An 18,746-nucleotide genomic window follows, 5' to 3' on the forward strand; every position below is an offset into this window, starting at 1 on the left:
TTATGACAGAACCACGTTTTATACACTTACGTGTTCACAGTGATTATTCAATGATTGATGGCTTGGCTAAGATCGGCCCATTGGTGAAAAAAATCGCCAAATTGGGAATGCCAGCTTTTGCGATCACGGATTTTACCAACTTATGTGGATTGGTGAAATTCTATGGCAGCGCCCACGGTGCCGGCATCAAGCCAATTATTGGTGCAGATTTTTATGTGGAAAGTGATTTGTTGGGAGATGAATATGCTCACCTGACGATCCTTGCCCGCGATAATGAAGGTTACAAAAATCTGACTTTGCTGATCTCTCAAGCGTACCAAAAAGGTTATGGCGCGATTGGCCCGACTATCCAGCGGGAATGGCTGGTGAAATACAAAACAGGGTTGATTCTGCTATCGGGTGGGCGCATGGGGGATGTGGGTAAATTCCTGCTGCGTGGCAATCGTGCGATGGCGGAGCAATGCCTCGATTTTTATCAGGAACATTTTCCTGACAGCTATTACCTTGAGTTGATCCGTACCGGACGTCAGGATGAAGAAAGCTATCTTCATGCGGCTGTGGCACTAGCGTCAGAAAAAAATCTTCCTGTTGTGGCAACCAATGACGTTTGTTTTCTTGAAAGCGAAGACTTTGAAGCCCACGAGATTCGGGTTGCTATCCACGATGGGTATACGCTGTCTGATCCGAAACGTCCTAAAAATTACAGCCCTCAGCAATATCTACGCAGTGAACAGGAGATGTGTGAGCTTTTCTCAGACATTCCTGAAGCGCTACAAAATAGCGTAGAAATTGCTAAACGCTGTAATGTCACGATCCGTCTTGGTGAGTATTTCCTGCCGCAATTTCCGACGGGAGAAATGAGCACTGAAGATTTCCTCATTGAAAAATCCAGGCAAGGGTTGGAAGAGCGTCTGGAATTTCTCTACCCCGATCCGGAAGTCAGGGCGCAAAAACGGCCAGAATATGATGAACGTTTGGCTATTGAACTGAACGTTATCAACCAAATGGGATTCCCAGGTTACTTCCTGATCGTAATGGAATTTATCCAGTGGTCGAAAGACAACGGTGTTCCCGTTGGGCCAGGGCGAGGTTCTGGTGCCGGCTCCCTTGTGGCTTATGCGTTGAAAATTACCGACCTCGATCCGCTGGAATTCGATCTGCTGTTTGAACGTTTCCTCAACCCTGAACGTATTTCCATGCCAGATTTTGACATCGATTTCTGTATGGAAAAACGCGATCAGGTTATCGATCACGTTGCAGATATGTACGGACGAGATGCGGTATCGCAGATCATCACTTTTGGTACGATGGCGGCGAAAGCGGTTATCCGCGATGTTGGGCGTGTACTTGGACACCCTTATGGATTTGTGGATCGAATCTCGAAACTGGTGCCTTCTGATCCGGGGATGACGCTGGAAAAAGCGTTTGCCGCCGAGCCACAGCTACCTGAAATTTACGAAGCAGATGAAGAGGTTAAAGCGCTGATAGACATGGCGCGCAAACTGGAAGGTGTCACTCGTAACGCAGGTAAACATGCCGGTGGTGTTGTTATTGCACCAACTAAAATTACTGATTTTGCGCCGATTTACTGTGATCCAGAAGGGCAAAACCCGGTTACCCAGTTTGACAAAAACGATGTGGAATACGCAGGCCTGGTTAAGTTTGACTTCCTGGGCTTGAGAACCCTGACCATCATCAACTGGGCACTTGAGATGGTGAATGCTCGTCGTGCCAGGAAAGGGCTGGAGCCGATTGATATCGCAGCTATTCCGCTGGATGATCAGAAAAGTTTCGATATGCTGCAACGCTCTGAAACCACGGCCGTGTTCCAGCTTGAATCGCGCGGAATGAAGGACTTAATCAAACGCCTGCGCCCTGACTGTTTTGAAGACATGATCGCATTGGTGGCACTGTTCCGTCCCGGGCCGTTGCAATCAGGCATGGTAGATAACTTTATCGACCGTAAACATGGTCGGGAAGAGCTATCCTATCCTGATGTTGAATGGCAGCACGAATCCTTAAAACCTGTACTGGAACCAACTTACGGTATCATTCTGTATCAGGAACAGGTGATGCAGATTGCACAGGTTTTGGCCGGTTATACCTTGGGCGGCGCAGATATGTTGCGCCGTGCAATGGGTAAGAAAAAACCAGAGGAGATGGCTAAACAGCGGTCGGTATTTGAAGAGGGAGCGGTAAAACAGGGCGTTGATGGTACGCTCGCGATGAAAATCTTCGATTTGGTGGAGAAATTCGCGGGTTATGGCTTTAACAAATCTCACTCCGCAGCTTATGCACTGGTTTCTTACCAAACGTTGTGGTTGAAAGCGCACTATCCGGCAGAATTTATGGCTGCCGTGATGACAGCAGATATGGATAACACCGAAAAAGTCGTTGGGCTGGTGGACGAGTGCTGGCGTATGGGGTTGAAAGTTCTTCCTCCTGATATTAATAGCGGTTTGTATCATTTCCATGTCAATGATGATGGAGAAATTGTTTACGGCATTGGTGCGATTAAAGGTGTGGGTGAAGGACCGATTGAAGCGATGCTCGAAGCCCGACAGAAAGAAGGACATTTCAAAGAGCTATTTGACCTGTGCGCACGTGTTGATACCAAAAAAATAAACCGTCGGGTGATGGAAAAACTGATCATGTCCGGTGCGTTTGATCGGTTGGGACCACATCGTGCGGCATTGATGTCTTCCTTGGAAGGGGCACTGAAAGCAGCGGATCAACATGCCAAAGCCGAAGCCACGGGGCAAACCGATATGTTTGGCGTGTTGGCTGAAGAACCAGAACAAGTTGAGCGTTCCTATGCCAGTACCCCAAAATGGCCAGATCAGGTGGTATTGGATGGTGAGCGGGAAACGCTGGGACTGTACTTAACGGGACACCCAATTACAGGTTATTTGAAAGAGATTGAACGATATACCAATGGATTACGTCTAAAAGATGTGAACCCGACACCCCGTGGCCAAGTAACAACTGTGGTAGGTTTGGTATTAGTTTCCAAAATAGTGACGACCAAACGGGGAAACCGGATTGGTATCAGTACATTGGATGATCGTTCAGGACGTCTGGAGATCATGCTATTTTCTGATGCATTGGAAAGGTATCAGCATTTATTAGAGCAAGACAAGATTTTGATTGCCACCGGACAAGTCAGCTTTGATGACTTCAGCGGTGGGCTTAAAATGACCGTTCGTGAATTAATGGATATCAGTGAGGCACGTGAAAAATTTGCACGTGGGCTTGCTATCTCGTTATCGGACAGGCAAATTGATGAACAATTATTGAGCCGTCTTCGTGGGGTATTGGAACCACACCGTTCAGGTACGATACCGGTTCATCTTTATTACCAGCGGGTGGATGCCCGCGCCCGTTTACGATTCGGGGCGACATGGCGGGTAACGCCAACAGACACCCTTTTGACAGATCTGCGAACTCTGCTGGGTAATGAGCAGGTAGAATTAGAATTTGACTAGAATAGGAACATTATGAGTCTGAATTTTCTGGATTTTGAACAGCCGATTGCCGAGCTGGAAGCGAAAATTGATTCGCTTACCGCAGTTAGCCGTCAAGATGAAAAGCTAGATATCAATCTGGATGAAGAAATCCAGCGTTTGCGGGAAAAAAGCCTGGAGCTGACTCGCAAAATTTTCGCTGATTTAGGGGCATGGCAAATTTCCCAGCTGTCACGTCATCCACTGCGTCCTTATACACTGGATTATATTCAGCGCATCTTTACTGATTTTGAAGAGCTGGCGGGCGATCGTGCCTATGCGGATGATAAGGCCATTGTGGGCGGATTAGCGCGTATTGATGGCCGTCCTGTCATGGTAATAGGCCACCAGAAAGGGCGTGAAACCAAAGAGAAGATCCGCCGTAATTTTGGTATGCCATCACCGGAAGGTTATCGCAAGGCGTTGAGATTAATGGAGATGGCAGAGCGTTTCAAATTGCCAATTATTACTTTCATTGATACACCTGGTGCCTATCCTGGGGTCGGTGCAGAAGAGCGTGGTCAGTCAGAAGCCATTGCCCGTAACCTGCGTGAAATGTCCCATCTTTCTGTTCCTATCATCTGCACCGTGATTGGCGAAGGTGGCTCTGGTGGCGCATTGGCGCTTAGTGTTGGTGATAAAATCAACATGTTGCAATATAGCACCTTCTCTACCATCTCTCCTGAAGGTTGTGCATCCATTTTGTGGAAAAGCGCTGAAAAAGCACCATTGGCGGCGGAAGCCATGGGGAATACGGCTCCACGTCTGAAAGAACTGAATCTGATTGATACTGTGATTCCTGAGCCATTGGGTGGTGCGCACCGTAACTATGAAGAAATCGCTGAAACATTGAAAGCCCAATTGTTAGCTGATCTTTCTGAGTTGAGCGAACTGGACAGTGAAGAATTAGTTAACCGCCGTTATGAGCACTTAATGCAGTACGGTTATTGCTAAGGTCTAAAGTTTTTTACTCGCTAATATACCAATCTAACTTCAAGATGCGTGTGATTTCTCCCCGCTACGCGGGGAGAAACAATGAGTTATGTTGTCTTATAATGAGCAACTTAAAAGGTAACGCATATATAATCTAATATTATCATGCCTGATGGCATTGGGATGGAATAGGCGCCTCGTAGGCTGGGCTTTAAAATAATAAGTTGAGTTTTTCTATGGCCAAATATAAATATATTATTTATGCGTTTTCTTGTGTGTTTATCTGGAGTTTTATTCCTTCTATATCACGTTTTGGTCAGAAAGAGATGGATCACTTCCAATACTTATTCTGGTCAAATATTTTGTCTGTTTTGGCCGTATTTATCGTTGCCCTCATGATGGGCAGAAGTTGGAAGACGCTTTTATTTATCCCTTTGCCCGTTATGCTTAAGGTATTGATCTTAGGTGCTTTGGACTGTTTCTTTTATTTACTGCTTTACTATGGTTATTCCATTGAAAATGGTGTTGCTGTCTTGGTGATCCAATATAGCTGGCCGTTAATGATTATTGGATTGTCATTTTTCTTGTTTAAAGAAACATTGACGATCAAGCAGATGATTGGCATTGCAATGGGCTTTATGGCTGTTATGATCACTTTCACGAAAGGAAATATCACCGAGATTGCGGTGGAACATCCGCAGGCATTGTTGCTGGTATTTAGCGGATCGTTTTGTTTTGCATTAATGTCAGTATTATCGAGGCAGTATGCTATTGATCCCTATATTAGTACATTCTGGGTATTCCTCTGTTCTACCTTAGTTTCCGCGGTATTTATGTTTGCTTTTAGCCGAATTAACTTGCCTGTCGGTGATTCACTGATGCCAACATTACTTAACGGCATCATACTGAATGGAATCTCTTATATTATTTGGTTTAAGGCCATGAATGGCCCTGATTCCCATAAGGTTGCCTCAATTTTATTTTTATCCCCTGTCTTGTCGATGATGTGGATTATTTTGTTTTTTGGTGATGCGTTTGTCCCTGCCTATGTGATTGGGTTAGCGCTGGTTATCATTTCTGGATTACTCTGCATCAGTGCTAAGAGAAAAAATGCCAAACAAAATGAATTGATGGATGATCTGATTGAGGATTGAGCAGGAAAATGAAGAAAGGTTTGGTTCCATAATGGCAAATATGCATGATCTTTTGCTTATGACGTTGGCAGACCAAATTGGCCAGCATAAAAAGATTTTGGTTGGATTTAGCGGTGGATTGGACTCCAGCGTATTGTTGCATCTGCTTGTTCGTTTGCGAACCCAATCTCATCAATGGAGTAGCGAACCAATGGCGTTAAGGGCAATCCATATTCACCATGGCTTAAACTTAAAGGCGGATTTATGGGTCGAACATTGTCGCCAAGTTTGTGCCGATTGGCAGGTGGATTTCCGAACCGAAAAAGTCCAACTTGATACTCGCCTGAATGGGATTGAAGCTGCGGCTCGCAATGCGCGTTATCACGCTTTCCAACGTGAGTTACAGCAGGATGAAATTTTAATCACAGCACAACATCTTGATGATCAGGCAGAAACGTTCTTATTAGCATTGAAACGGGGCAGTGGTCCGGCAGGATTATCTTCCATGCCTGCCAGAATGCCATTTGCAGGAACGACATTAATTCGTCCATTGCTAAATGTAAGCCGTGCAGAATTGGAAGAATATGCACAGACACAAAAATTACAATGGGTAGAGGATGACAGTAATCAAGATGATCGTTATGACCGTAATTTCCTGCGCCTGAATATCATGCCATTACTCAATCAGCGTTGGCCTCATTTTTCCCAGGCAGTTTCCCGTAGTGCCAGTTTGTGTGGTGAGCAAGAACAATTACTGGATGAATTGCTGCAAGAATCTTTGGATTCATTGATTACTGCGGAAGGGGCGATATCCATTCCTCCTTTGGAAGGCAGTTCTGAAGCAAAACGAAATGCATTGTTGCGGCGATGGCTCAGTCAGTGTGGGGTAAAAATGCCGGCACGAGAGCAGCTTCAACGCATTTGGTCAGAAGTGGCACTCGCCAGACAAGATGCAGAACCGCGTTTTAGGTTAGGATCCTATGACATTCGTCGTTATCGGCAGCAACTTTGGCTACTTCCGCAATATCAAAATCTGGCGGGAACTATTCTTGCGTGGGATTTACAGCAGGCATTGACGTTACCAGATGGGTTGGGAATGCTGCTCTGCGCTAAAGAAAATGGCATGACAGTGAGAAAGCCAACCGGTAATGAGCAAGTGACAATTCGTTTTGGTGTTCAGGGGAATATTAGTATTGTGGGACGACAACATTCCCGCCACAGTAAAAAACTGTGGCAAGAATTTGGGGTTGCGCCTTGGCTCAGAGAGAGAACACCTTTGCTCTATTACAACGAAAAACTGATAGCCGCGTTGGGGGTTTTTATCACTAAAGAAGGGCAGAATTTGCCTGATGACGAAGGAATTTCAGTTCAGTGGAAGAAAATTACCCACCATATTTAATGGCAGGGTGAGTGACATAGCGTGGGCTATAGCGGATTACTCATTGATTTATAGATTTTTTTACATAAAAAGTCCTTATTAAGATAAGGACTTTTGGCAAAAGGTGCTAATCGTTATTCGCGATCAGATTTAAGAATGCTCGATAACAATCGTTCCAATTTCTGGATTGCTGAAACTAATAATGTAATCTAACCTTAATTCACGGGTTCCTTCATTTGAATCGACGAGAAGATATTCAATTTTTTTTCTTAAAATCAACTTATTAGCTTTTCCTTCAAGTGTTTCACCATCTCGCAATTGGAGATGCAAATGTAGCTGGCGTTGGCATGCTAGCTCAAGGTTATCGTAATCATCACAGTTAATTGGTTGATATTCTTCGTTATCTATAGACATATTTGCTCACCACTATGTTAGTGGCGGTTATCGTGCCGCCCGTGATTGACCAAAATCAAATGCAAAATGCTACTTACGACTATAGCACAGTAAGCTTCCCGTTATTACGAATAAGTCGGTGAGACTTTCGTGTAAACAAAAAGCAGATAAAACCGGTATCTTACCATTATGCAATAAAATAAAGTCATGCTATTCGATTGCTCTCTCCGTGCATTTTGGAACCCAGTAGAGTAATGTCAATTTTATCAGGCGCGGTTTTCCGACTAACCTGGTGTTTTCTGCTGCTCGATGTATTGCCGGATGATCGAGATCGGCGCACCTCCGCAACTGCTTGCAAAATAGCTCGGTGTCCACAGAACGCCTTTGTAGTAATAGCGTAGAGCAATATCTGGACGGTCACGCCGAAGCAGCCTGCTGGAAACGCCTTTAAGACTGTTGACCAGATTCGATACTGCGAGCTTTGGCGGGGAGTTGATCAGCAAATGCACGTGGTCGTATTCGCCGTCCATTTCAACCAGTTCAACCCCAAAATCAGCACATACGCTGCTAAAGTAGCTGCGTAGCTTTTCGATGGCATCAAGATCGAATATCTTTCGTCGATACTTGGCGACGAATACCAAGTGGACTTGCATCAGGAAAACACCGTGTCTTCCGCGTCGAATATCAGTTTCTTTTGTCATAGACCAAAGTATAATGATAGTCATGATACGACTTCAAGCCTTCAAATTCCAGTTAAGACCAAATGGTCAGCAGGAGCGCGATATGCGACGCTTCGCAGGGGCTTGTCGCTTCGTTTTTAACCGTGCACTGGCACTCCAGAATGAGAACCCTGCAGCAGGGAATAAATATCTCCCCTACACCAAAATGGCTTCATGGCTGATTGAGTGGAAATCCGTACCTGAAACACAATGGCTGAAAGAATCTCCCTCGCAACCGTTGCAGCAGTCACTGAAAGATCTGGAGCGCGGCTACAAAAATTTCTTCCAGAAGCGGGCTGCATTCCCCCGCTTCAAAAAACGTGGTCAACATGACTCATTCCGCTACCCGCAGGGCGTGAAGCTCGATCAGCCCAACAGTCGAATCTCGTTGCCAAAGTTAGGGTGGATACGCTATCGCAACAGCCGTGAAGTCATTGGCGAAGTGAAAAACGTCACGGTCAGCCAGTCATGCGGCAAATGGTACGTCAGTATCCAGACTGAATACGAAGTGACTGACCCTGCTCACAATGCAGAATCAATGGTCGGACTGGATGCCGGAGTAACAAAACTTGCCACGCTTTCAGATGGCACGGTATATCAGCCAGTAAGCAGCTTCAAAGCAAACCAACGTAAGCTGGCAACACTCCAGCGGCAGTTGAGTCGCAAAGTAAAATTCAGCGCAAACTGGCAGAAACAAAAACGGAAAATCCAGGGTTTGCACTCGCACATTGCCAATATCCGGCGCGACTACCTTCACAAAGTCACCAGTGAAATCAGCAAAAACCACGCGATGATCGTCATTGAAGACTTGAAGGTCAGTAACATGTCGAAATCGGCAAAAGGCACGGCAGAGAAGCACGGAAGAAACGTCAGAGGCAAATCAGGCTTGAACCGCTCGATACGGGATCAAGGCTGGCATGAAATGCGCCGTCAGCTTGAGTACAAGCAGCTCTGGCGCGGTGGTCAGGTAGTGGCGATACCTCCGGCATACACCAGCCAGCGGTGTGCCTGCTGTGGTCATACGGCGAAAGAAAACCGTCAGACGCAAAGTCAATTCGTGTGTCAGGTATGCGGCTACACCGCGAACGCGGATGTAAACGCCGCACGTAATATTTTAGCGGCAGGACATGCCGTGCTTGCCTGTGGAGGGATGGTGCAGTCAGACCGCCCGTTGAAGCAGGAACCCACCGAGGTGAGTCAGGCTTCGGTCTGAACGCTGTAGGAATCCCCGTCCTTTAGGGCGGGGAGGATGTCAATAGGTAAAGTTTATGCTTTGCTTGGAGGTCAGTAATTATCTTTTTGAATTTATTGGATCAAATGATGAATAAAAAAATATTGCTTGCATTGTTGGTTGCTGGTGTATTCACCGCTACAGGATGCCAGAATACCTCCGTAACCCAGGATAGCCCTGTATCTGAGGAAAAGTCTCCGCCAACCGAAAACGTGTTTAGTGGTGTTGTACCTTGTGCGGATTGTGCAGGTATCGAAACCACCTTACAACTTGCTAAAGATGGGACATATATATTGGGGCGAACCTATCTGGAAGCTAAACACGGGGAAAATACATTCTTTGAAACCGGTCATTGGGTGATGGATGGTAAAAAGATTGTCTTAAGTCAGCAAGATGGCCAAAAATCTTATTATCAGATGAAAGGCGAAAACCTGGTTATGCTGGATATCGACGGCGAGCCAATTCAATCAGATTTTAATTATGAATTAGATAAAGTCAAACCGAAAAAACTGGCCGGAGAGTACAGCTATTTTGCTGATTCCGCGCTCTTTACGGAATGTGGTACAGGAAGGCGTTATGATGCGGCGGAAAATATCGATTTAGAACGTGGCTATAGCGCCACGGGAGTCGAAGGTGGAACCCCTGTTTATGTAGAAATAGAGGGCTATTATACGGTTCGCCCTTCAATGGAAGATGGTTTGTTTGATAATGCCGTGGTCCAAACAGGTAAAATTCGTTTTGATAAGGCTTCTTCCTGCCATACTAAGAAATAACGTATAACAGCGACGCATAATCTTTTGAAAAACCTGCGTAATGAATACGCAGGTTCTCTTAATTAAAGCTGACAAACAAAATTAAGCTGGTTGAATATGGCCTTTCAGGTAATCAACGATATTTTCCAGTTTCAGCATCTGCTTATCACCAGTACGGCGGTATTTATATTCGATCTCACCGTTATCTAAATTACGATCACCGATAACCAGAGTATGTGGTACACCGATCAGTTCCATATCCGCAAACATAACACCAGGGCGTTCTTTACGATCATCGAAAATGACATCAATGCCGTTGGCACGTAAGTCGGCATATAATTTTTCAGCGACTTCTTTCACGCGGTAAGATTTGTGCATGTTCATTGGCAGGATGGCTACCTGGAATGGGGCAATAGCATCTGGCCAGATAATGCCACGATCATCGTGGTTCTGTTCAATGGCTGCTGCAACGATACGGGTGATACCAATCCCATAGCATCCCATAGTGATAACTTGATTGTGCCCATCTTCATTTTGTACAGTGGCTTTCAAAGCGTCAGAGTATTTGGTGCCTAATTGGAAGATGTGACCAACTTCAATACCACGCTTGATTAACAGCGTTCCTTTACCGTCTGGGCTGGTGTCACCTTCAACGACATTACGGATATCAGCCACTTCTGGTAATGCTAAATCACGCTCCCAGTTAATGCCGAAATAGTGTTTGTCATCAATATTGGCGCCAGCACCAAAATCACTCATGACAGATACGCTGCGGTCAATAATGACAGGCATCGGCAGGTTGACTGGTCCTAAAGAGCCTGGGCCAGCTTTCACGATGGCGCGGATTTCTTCTTCAGTCGCGAAAGTCAGTGGGCTGGCGACCAAAGACAGTTTTTCTGCCTTGATCTCATTCAGCTCATGATCACCGCGTACCAGCAAGGCAACTAATTTATGCCCGCTTTCTTCTGTAGCATGAACGAGCAGTGTCTTAACGGTTTTTTCAATTGGCAGATTAAATTGTTCTACCAGTTCAGCAATCGTTTTGGCGTTTGGTGTATCAACCAGGCGAATTTCTTCAGACGGAGCCGCACGCTCTTGAGAGGGCATCACTGCTTCAGCCAATTCAATATTAGCTGCATAGTTAGACTCGGTAGAGAAAACGATATCATCTTCACCACTGTCTGCCAGAACCTGGAATTCATGGGAAGCACTGCCACCGATTGAACCTGTATCAGCCAGAACTGCACGGAAATCTAAGCCGATGCGGGTAAAGATCTTGCTGTAGGCATCGTACATCTTATCGTAAGTTTCTTGCAGGGACTCTTGGCTGGTGTGGAAAGAGTATGCATCTTTCATGATAAATTCACGTGAACGCATAACACCAAAACGTGGACGAACTTCATCACGGAATTTGGTCTGGATCTGGAACAGGTTCAGTGGAAGCTGCTTATAGGAAGTGACTTCGTTACGAACCAGATCAGTGATAACTTCTTCATGGGTTGGTCCCAAAACGAAAGGGCGTTCACCGCGATCAACAAAACGCAGTAATTCTGGGCCATATTGTTCCCAACGGCCACTTTCCTGCCACAAATCTGCTGGCTGAACTACTGGCATGGAAACTTCAACCGCTCCTGCATTGTTCATCTCTTCGCGAACAATGTTTTCAACTTTTCTCAACGTGCGGACACCTGTCGGCATCCAGTTGTACAGCCCTGAAGCGAGTTTACGGATCATTCCAGCACGAAGCATCAGTTTATGACTGACGACTTCTGCATCAGCAGGTGTCTCTTTTAACGTAGAGAGCAGATATTGGCTAGTACGCATAGTAAGTTTCCATTGGATAGCGAAAAATAAAGACAAATCGCTAGTCTACCAGTGAGCTTGCGATGTCAAAAGGAGTTTTAGCGGTGTTCGATAGAAACCACTTCTGTTATGGCATTAAAAACGCGCCAGCGGACGTTAAAATCCAAGAGATGAACAGCGTATATGCGGTCTTCCTGCGTGTTTTTACGGTAGGCAGGACGAGGATCTTGCGCTAATACTTGGCTGATAAAGCGCTTCAAATGAGGATAATGGGCTTTGTGGGATAAAAGTTGGTATTCCGCCTCTGGTGAGAAATTCACTGCCATATCTGCCTCTGGTGCTGCCTGGGCAAAACCCGCCTTGGCTTCTGGTCGCGATTCGGCAAAAGGCAGGTAGGGCTTGATGTCGATAACCGGTGTCCCATCCACCAAATCCAAACTACCCAGTTCCAGAATGACGCGGTTGTTCTTGCACTGAATATCTCTCAATTCCACCAGTGACATGCCAATTGGGTTGGGGCGGAAGGTGGAACGGGTGGCAAAAACACCCATTTTGGCATTTCCGCCTAAACGGGGTGGGCGCACTAATGGATTCCAGCCACCCGCCATGGTTTGATGGAAGACAAAAATAATCCACAAATGACTGAACTGCTCCAACCCGCGTACTGCATCAACCTGATTGTAAGGCGCAAGTAACTCTAGCTGCCCTGTACCATCTTCGACCAAACCCGGCTGGCGGGGAATGGCAAATTTCTCTTTGTAAGGAGAATGAATGGTCCCTATTTGCGTAAACTGAAAATCTGCCATAAGCGCTTTTTATTAATCACAATTATTTATTGGTTGTCAGTAAGGCAGTGCCTTCACAGATGGCAATTTGGTAACAACCCTGACCCGGTAAAATTGCACATTGATGAAGTAAAACTGCATTTGCGTTTAGATAAGATGCCCTTGTCAGCATATTTTGTCGTGCGGTTGCAATACTGGCGGGAGAGTCTTGCAACGTATTACGGCAGGATTCTCCGGCTACAATACCTAACTCTTTAAATGGAACACCTAAAAGCTCATCCGGCTTGGTATAGAGACGGACATAAGAGGGTGCCTTGCTTTTTTTGACTGACTGATGTTTCAACTTCGGATCTGACATACCAGATTTATTGAACTGGGTTGACGGTGAAGTACACCCAGCGATAAAGAGCGCCATGAAACAGACAGGTAACACACGCATCGAGTTGGATCCTCATTAAAATTAAAAATGGGTGGATATAAAAATATCCACCCAATGATTTTAATCTTGATTAACTGAATAGGAAAGGTTACCAGCCTTTTATTGCTCCACCCTTGAAGGCTTCATTGGCTTCTTTTGCTACTTCTGGAGATTGGTACGCTTTTACAAATTTTTGCACGTTCTCAGCGTCCTTATTGTCTTCGCGACTGACAATGAGATTTACGTAAGGTGAATCTTTATCTTCAACAAAGATGCCATCTTGCTCTGGTGTTAAACCAATTTGCCCTGCATAAGTGTTATTGATAATAGCGAAAACAATCTTTTGGTCGTCCAGTGAGCGTGGCAATTGTGGACCTTCCAACTGTACAATATCCAGGTGCTTAGGATTGCTGGTGATGTCCAAAATAGTTGGCAGCAGCCCCACACCCTCTTTCAGAGTGATAAGACCTTGTTTTTGTAATAACAGCAGAGCGCGGCCTTGGTTCGTTGGATCGTTAGGGATGGCAATTTGAGAACCCTCTTGCAATTCATCCAGTGACTTAATTTTTTTAGAGTATGCCGCCATTGGGAAAATGAAAGAGTTACCAACAATTGCTAATTTATAGTTACGTTCTTTCACTTGCTGATCTAAAAAAGGCTTATGCTGGAAAACATTCACATCAATATCGCCCTTGCTCAATGATTCATTTGGCAGAACGTAATCATTGAATGTTGTCAGTTCGACATCAAGGCCATATTTATCTTTAGCCACTTGTTTAGCCACTTCAGCAACTTTAAGTTCAGGTCCTGCAATAACGCCAACCTTGATATGGTTTGGATCACGTTGTTCCTGTCCGCAACCCGCAAGAATTAATGTACCTAATAATGCACTGATTGCTGCAATAGATTTCAATTTTACTGACATATTTTCACCCCTATTGAATACTGATTTATAACCTGTCTTATCAAGTTACTGCGTACTACTATATTGAGGCTCTTATTCCCTTCATCTTCCAAGTTGCTGCTTTGTCTGCGGCAACTTGAAATTTGTTGGGTATAGGTATAAGCCTTGCCACTTTGTTGAAAACAATTTATTTACGATTGACGGTTTTTGCTAAACGATCACCGCTGATCTGAATCAAGAACACTAAAACAACTAATAATGCTAATACGGTATTCATTATTGTTGCATCGTAGCCGATATAACCATATTGATAACCAATCTGGCCTAAACCACCGGCACCAACAGCGCCACCCATTGCGGAATAACCAACCAATGTAATTAAAGTTATGGTTGCGGCATTAATCAAACTTGGTAAGGCTTCCGGCAATAAAATCTTTTTGACAATCTGAAACGGCGTTGCTCCCATTGCACGTGCCGCTTCAATTAAGCCAGTCGGAATTTCTAACAATGCATTTTCCACCATGCGGGCAATAAACGGTGCAGCACCCACAGTCAGCGGAACAATGGCTGCCTGCAAACCGATTGATGTTCCTACAATCAGACGGGTAAATGGGATCATCCATACCAATAAAATAATAAAAGGTATTGAACGCGTAATATTTACCAATGCAGAAAGTATGCGATAAAGCGTACCATTTTCAATTATCTGCCCAGGACGGGTAACATATAGAAGTACACCCGCTGGCAATCCAATAACAAAGCCAAAGAAACCAGAGACGAAAGTCATAACGAGGGTTTCCCAGACTCCTTTAGCTAATAATAAAATCATTCCTTCAGACATAACCGAGAACCTCTACTTTCACATGATGCTCTTCTAAAAATGCAATTGTTGATTTAATGCTATCGCTTTCCCCATCTAATTCAGCCAGCATGACCCCAAATTTCACCCCGCCGGCGTAGTCAATTTGGGAACTTAATATGCTGATGTCGATATTAAAGCGGCGCACGGCTATCGAGATTACAGGTGCATCAACGGATTTACCTGTGAACTCCAGCTTCAATAATGGACTGCGATCAGGCGCGTATTCCGGTTGCAATTTCTGCAAGTAATCTTCTGGAATATCCAAATGCAACGTAGATTTGATAAATTCCTGAGCAACCGGCGTTTTGGGATGCGAAAATATCTCGCTCACAACATCTTGTTCGATCAATTGTCCACCACTGATGACAGCAACTTGATCACAAATACGTTTAACGACATCCATTTCATGGGTAATAAGAAGAATGGTCAAACCCAGTCGACGGTTAATGTCTTTTAATAATTCCAGAATAGAACGTGTTGTTGCTGGATCCAGCGCGCTGGTGGCTTCGTCGCACAAAAGCACTTTGGGCGAGTTTGCCAGGGCTCGTGCAATAGCAACACGCTGCTTTTGACCACCTGATAAATTGGCAGGATAAGAATCATGTTTTTCAGCAAGGCCAACTAACTCTAGCAATTCGTTAACTTTAGCCTTTATTTCGGCTTTAGGTGTGTTATTAAGTTCCAAAGGTAACGCAACATTGCCAAACACGGTTCTGGATGACAACAAATTAAAGTGCTGGAAAATCATGCCAATATGGCGACGCGCATGCGTTAGCTCACGTTCTGAAAGGGAAGTAAGATCCTGCCCTGCCACTAATACCTGACCAGAAGTCGGCCGTTCAAGCATATTTACACAGCGAATTAAGGTACTTTTGCCCGCACCGGAAGAACCAATAACGCCATATATTTGTCCCTGTGGGACATGTAGGTTGATATCTGAAAGCGCTTTTATCGTGCGCGTCCCTTGTTGAAATATCTTATTTATCTGAGTCAGTCTTATCATTTTTTTCTTATTAGATGTAAAAAAGATGAATGACTTGAGAACATTTCAACAAGTCATGAATTAAAGTGGATGTTAAGGCGTCTAGACGTCTAAGTCAACTAGGAATAAATTAAATGCTGCATTCTCAATCAGTAATAAATCATGCGATACTGTCCACTTGATACATTCTTGGAGTAATCAGGTGACTCAAGGTATTCCCGCCGTATTTTTAGATCGTGACGGCACAATTAACATCGATCATGGTTATGTACATGAGATAGATAATTTTCAATTTATTGATGGTGCTATTGAAGCCATGCTTGAATTGAAAAAAATGGGCTATGCTCTGGTTTTAGTGACCAATCAGTCAGGTATTGCACGTAAGATTTTTACTGAAGATCAGTTTATGCAATTAACAGAATGGATGGATTGGTCATTGGCGGATAGAGGTGTTGATCTTGATGGTATCTATTATTGTCCGCATCATCCAGAAGCAGAAGATGAAGGATATAAGAAGAACTGCGACTGTCGTAAACCACAACCAGGTATGTTGTTAGATGCGCAGAAAACATTACATATCGATATGTCCTCTTCTTATATGGTAGGGGATAAAATAGAAGATATGTTGGCAGCTAAGGCGGCAAAAGTTGGAACCAGAGTTCTCGTTCGTACAGGAAAACCGATAACAGAAGAAGCAGAACAAACTGCGGATTTGGTCGTTAATAGCTTGTCAGATTTACCAAATGTAATAAAAAATAGGCAAAAATGACCTTTTGGGCTAAATTGTGAACGTTTAAATAAAAAATCACAAAAAAGACTTGCCTAAATTAGAAGGCTCCCTATAATGCGCTTCCGTTGTCACGACAAACATACAAACCGGTCGGGATGACAACGTGAAAAGCCCTGGGAAATAAGGCTTGACACGGTAAGAGGAAAGCGTAAGATACGCAGCCTCGCAACCCGGAAGACGCTTCCGGTTGCCAACGCTCTTTAACAAGTTAATCAGACAATCTGTGTGGGCACTCGCAAGAGACTATCGAATTGCCGCAAGGCAAAAAAGATTAAAGTCTTAAAGAGTGACTAAGCAGTTAATTCATTATGAACTAACAGTGAAATTCTTTGAGCATCAAACTTTTAATTGAAGAGTTTGATCATGGCTCAGATTGAACGCTGGCGGCAGGCCTAACACATGCAAGTCGAGCGGCAGCGGGGGAGAGCTTGCTTTCCTGCCGGCGAGCGGCGGACGGGTGAGTAATGTCTGGGGATCTGCCCGAGGGCGGGGGATAACCACTGGAAACGGTGGCTAATACCGCATAATCTCTAAGGAGCAAAGTGGGGGACCTTCGGGCCTCACGCCTTCGGATGAACCCAGATGGGATTAGCTAGTAGGTGGGGTAATGGCCCACCTAGGCGACGATCCCTAGCTGGTCTGAGAGGATGACCAGCCACACTGGGACTGAGACACGGCCCAGACTCCTACGGGAGGCAGCAGTGGGGAATATTGCACAATGGGCGCAAGCCTGATGCAGCCATGCCGCGTGTATGAAGAAGGCCTTCGGGTTGTAAAGTACTTTCAGTGGGGAGGAAGGCACAGGGTCGAATACACCTTGTGATTGACGTTACCCACAGAAGAAGCACCGGCTAACTCCGTGCCAGCAGCCGCGGTAATACGGAGGGTGCAAGCGTTAATCGGAATTACTGGGCGTAAAGCGCACGCAGGCGGCCAATTAAGTTAGATGTGAAATCCCCGGGCTTAACCTGGGAATGGCATCTAAGACTGGTTGGCTAGAGTCTCGTAGAGGGGGGTAGAATTCCACGTGTAGCGGTGAAATGCGTAGAGATGTGGAGGAATACCGGTGGCGAAGGCGGCCCCCTGGACGAAGACTGACGCTCAGGTGCGAAAGCGTGGGGAGCAAACAGGATTAGATACCCTGGTAGTCCACGCTGTAAACGATGTCGATTTGGAGGTTGTGGCCTTGAGCTGTGGCTTCCGGAGCTAACGCGTTAAATCGACCGCCTGGGGAGTACGGTCGCAAGATTAAAACTCAAATGAATTGACGGGGGCCCGCACAAGCGGTGGAGCATGTGGTTTAATTCGATGCAACGCGAAGAACCTTACCTACTCTTGACATCCACGGAATTCTGCAGAGATGCGGGAGTGCCTTCGGGCACCGTGAGACAGGTGCTGCATGGCTGTCGTCAGCTCGTGTTGTGAAATGTTGGGTTAAGTCCCGCAACGAGCGCAACCCTTATCCTTTGTTGCCAGCACTTCGGGTGGGAACTCAAGGGAGACTGCCGGTGATAAACCGGAGGAAGGTGGGGATGACGTCAAGTCATCATGGCCCTTACGAGTAGGGCTACACACGTGCTACAATGGCAGATACAAAGAGAAGCGACCTCGCGAGAGCAAGCGGACCTCATAAAGTCTGTCGTAGTCCGGATTGGAGTCTGCAACTCGACTCCATGAAGTCGGAATCGCTAGTAATCGCAGATCAGCATGCTGCGGTGAATACGTTCCCGGGCCTTGTACACACCGCCCGTCACACCATGGGAGTGGGTTGCAAAAGAAGCAGGTAGCTTAACCTTTTGGAGGGCGCTTGCCACTTTGTGATTCATGACTGGGGTGAAGTCGTAACAAGGTAACCGTAGGGGAACCTGCGGTTGGATCACCTCCTTACCAAACGATAGTGATTGTGCAGTGCCCACACAGATTGTCTGATAAAAGAAGAGACGGAAACGAAATAGGCTTGTAGCTCAGGTGGTTAGAGCGCACCCCTGATAAGGGTGAGGTCGGTGGTTCAAGTCCACTCAGGCCTACCAATTTTGCTGTCCGGTGACATGGGGCTATAGCTCAGCTGGGAGAGCGCCTGCCTTGCACGCAGGAGGTCAGCGGTTCGATCCCGCTTAGCTCCACCATGACTCTTCTTCATTTTAATGATTTCAGAACGCA

15 protein-coding genes, 2 tRNA genes and 1 rRNA gene are annotated in these 18,746 nt (G+C 45.5%); 10 read left to right on the top strand and 8 right to left on the bottom strand.

The features are described from left to right. The first annotated feature begins 2 nt into the window (after nt 1–2). The 4 genes from dnaE (at nt 3) to tilS (ending at nt 6,968) form a co-directional block, all read left to right on the top strand. Nucleotides 3–3,485, top strand: a complete 3,483-nt coding sequence (dnaE, locus tag WDV74_RS02790) for a DNA polymerase III subunit alpha (RefSeq protein WP_338884471.1) — start codon at nt 3–5, stop codon at nt 3,483–3,485. A 12-nt stretch (nt 3,486–3,497) separates the two neighbouring features. Continuing rightward, nucleotides 3,498–4,457: an acetyl-CoA carboxylase carboxyl transferase subunit alpha gene (gene accA / locus WDV74_RS02795; RefSeq protein ID WP_273558560.1), complete on the top strand. Its 960-nt coding sequence runs from the start codon at nt 3,498–3,500 to the stop codon at nt 4,455–4,457. Between the two features lie 215 nt (nt 4,458–4,672). After that, the gene (locus WDV74_RS02800; protein ID WP_338884472.1) at nt 4,673–5,590 is read left to right on the top strand and encodes a DMT family transporter; all 918 of its coding nucleotides are present in this window, start codon (nt 4,673–4,675) and stop codon (nt 5,588–5,590) included. Nucleotides 5,591–5,621: 31 nt separating this feature from the next. After that, complete coding sequence (gene tilS, locus WDV74_RS02805; protein ID WP_338884473.1) at nt 5,622–6,968, top strand: tRNA lysidine(34) synthetase TilS; 1,347 nt, start codon at nt 5,622–5,624, stop codon at nt 6,966–6,968. A gap of 129 nt (nt 6,969–7,097) precedes the next feature. Here tilS and rof read toward each other — a convergent pair whose 3' ends face one another. Together rof and tnpA are read right to left on the bottom strand one after the other, a co-directional pair. Next, nucleotides 7,098–7,361 carry a Rho-binding antiterminator gene (rof, locus tag WDV74_RS02810; RefSeq protein WP_193851781.1) on the bottom strand — a complete coding sequence of 88 codons (264 nt, stop codon included), beginning with the start codon at nt 7,359–7,361 and terminating at the stop codon, nt 7,098–7,100. Between the two features lie 263 nt (nt 7,362–7,624). Next, nucleotides 7,625–8,041 (bottom strand): IS200/IS605 family transposase, encoded by a 417-nt coding sequence (tnpA, locus tag WDV74_RS02815; RefSeq protein ID WP_338885521.1) that lies wholly within the window; start codon nt 8,039–8,041, stop codon nt 7,625–7,627. 22 nt (nt 8,042–8,063) lie between these two features. Between tnpA and WDV74_RS02820 the strand changes: the two genes are divergently transcribed. Together WDV74_RS02820 and nlpE are read left to right on the top strand one after the other, a co-directional pair. Then, nucleotides 8,064–9,272, top strand: coding sequence for a transposase (locus tag WDV74_RS02820; RefSeq protein WP_338883137.1), 1,209 nt, complete (start codon nt 8,064–8,066; stop codon nt 9,270–9,272). 107 nt (nt 9,273–9,379) lie between these two features. Further along, nucleotides 9,380–10,063, top strand: coding sequence for an envelope stress response activation lipoprotein NlpE (gene nlpE / locus WDV74_RS02825; protein ID WP_338884474.1), 684 nt, complete (start codon nt 9,380–9,382; stop codon nt 10,061–10,063). Nucleotides 10,064–10,144: 81 nt separating this feature from the next. Here the strand turns inward: nlpE and proS are convergent, their stop codons facing one another. From proS to metN, 6 genes are all read right to left on the bottom strand, one after another. Beyond that, nucleotides 10,145–11,866 (bottom strand): proline--tRNA ligase, encoded by a 1,722-nt coding sequence (proS, locus tag WDV74_RS02830; protein WP_338884476.1) that lies wholly within the window; start codon nt 11,864–11,866, stop codon nt 10,145–10,147. Nucleotides 11,867–11,943: 77 nt separating this feature from the next. Then, entirely contained in the window at nt 11,944–12,651 is a 708-nt protein-coding gene (gene tsaA, locus WDV74_RS02835) for a tRNA (N6-threonylcarbamoyladenosine(37)-N6)-methyltransferase TrmO (RefSeq protein ID WP_338884477.1), read from the bottom strand. A 22-nt stretch (nt 12,652–12,673) separates the two neighbouring features. Further along, nucleotides 12,674–13,069, bottom strand: a complete 396-nt coding sequence (gene rcsF / locus WDV74_RS02840; protein WP_338884478.1) for an Rcs stress response system protein RcsF — start codon at nt 13,067–13,069, stop codon at nt 12,674–12,676. 88 nt (nt 13,070–13,157) lie between these two features. Further along, nucleotides 13,158–13,973 carry a MetQ/NlpA family lipoprotein gene (locus tag WDV74_RS02845; RefSeq protein ID WP_273558546.1) on the bottom strand — a complete coding sequence of 272 codons (816 nt, stop codon included), beginning with the start codon at nt 13,971–13,973 and terminating at the stop codon, nt 13,158–13,160. 166 nt (nt 13,974–14,139) lie between these two features. Then, a complete protein-coding gene (locus WDV74_RS02850; RefSeq protein WP_273558544.1) occupies nt 14,140–14,793 on the bottom strand; it encodes a methionine ABC transporter permease MetI in 654 nt (217 codons plus the stop codon). Next, the gene (gene metN / locus WDV74_RS02855; protein ID WP_338884479.1) at nt 14,786–15,817 is read right to left on the bottom strand and encodes a methionine ABC transporter ATP-binding protein MetN; all 1,032 of its coding nucleotides are present in this window, start codon (nt 15,815–15,817) and stop codon (nt 14,786–14,788) included. Before metN ends, WDV74_RS02850 begins: the two co-directional genes overlap by 8 nt. Before the next feature lie 181 nt (nt 15,818–15,998). On the opposite strand from metN, the gene gmhB reads away from it, so the two are divergent. The 4 genes from gmhB (at nt 15,999) to WDV74_RS02875 (ending at nt 18,712) form a co-directional block, all read left to right on the top strand. Then, nucleotides 15,999–16,565: a D-glycero-beta-D-manno-heptose 1,7-bisphosphate 7-phosphatase gene (gmhB, locus tag WDV74_RS02860; RefSeq protein ID WP_189759693.1), complete on the top strand. Its 567-nt coding sequence runs from the start codon at nt 15,999–16,001 to the stop codon at nt 16,563–16,565. A gap of 366 nt (nt 16,566–16,931) precedes the next feature. Beyond that, nucleotides 16,932–18,473, top strand: a 16S ribosomal RNA gene (locus WDV74_RS02865). Between the two features lie 66 nt (nt 18,474–18,539). Further along, a tRNA-Ile gene (locus WDV74_RS02870) sits at nt 18,540–18,616 on the top strand. A 20-nt stretch (nt 18,617–18,636) separates the two neighbouring features. Then, nucleotides 18,637–18,712 (top strand) — tRNA-Ala (locus WDV74_RS02875). Nucleotides 18,713–18,746: the final 34 nt, after the last annotated feature.

Source organism: Xenorhabdus sp. TH1 (assembly GCF_037260955.1).
In the GTDB taxonomy this organism is placed as follows: Bacteria; Pseudomonadota; Gammaproteobacteria; order Enterobacterales; family Enterobacteriaceae; genus Xenorhabdus; species Xenorhabdus griffiniae.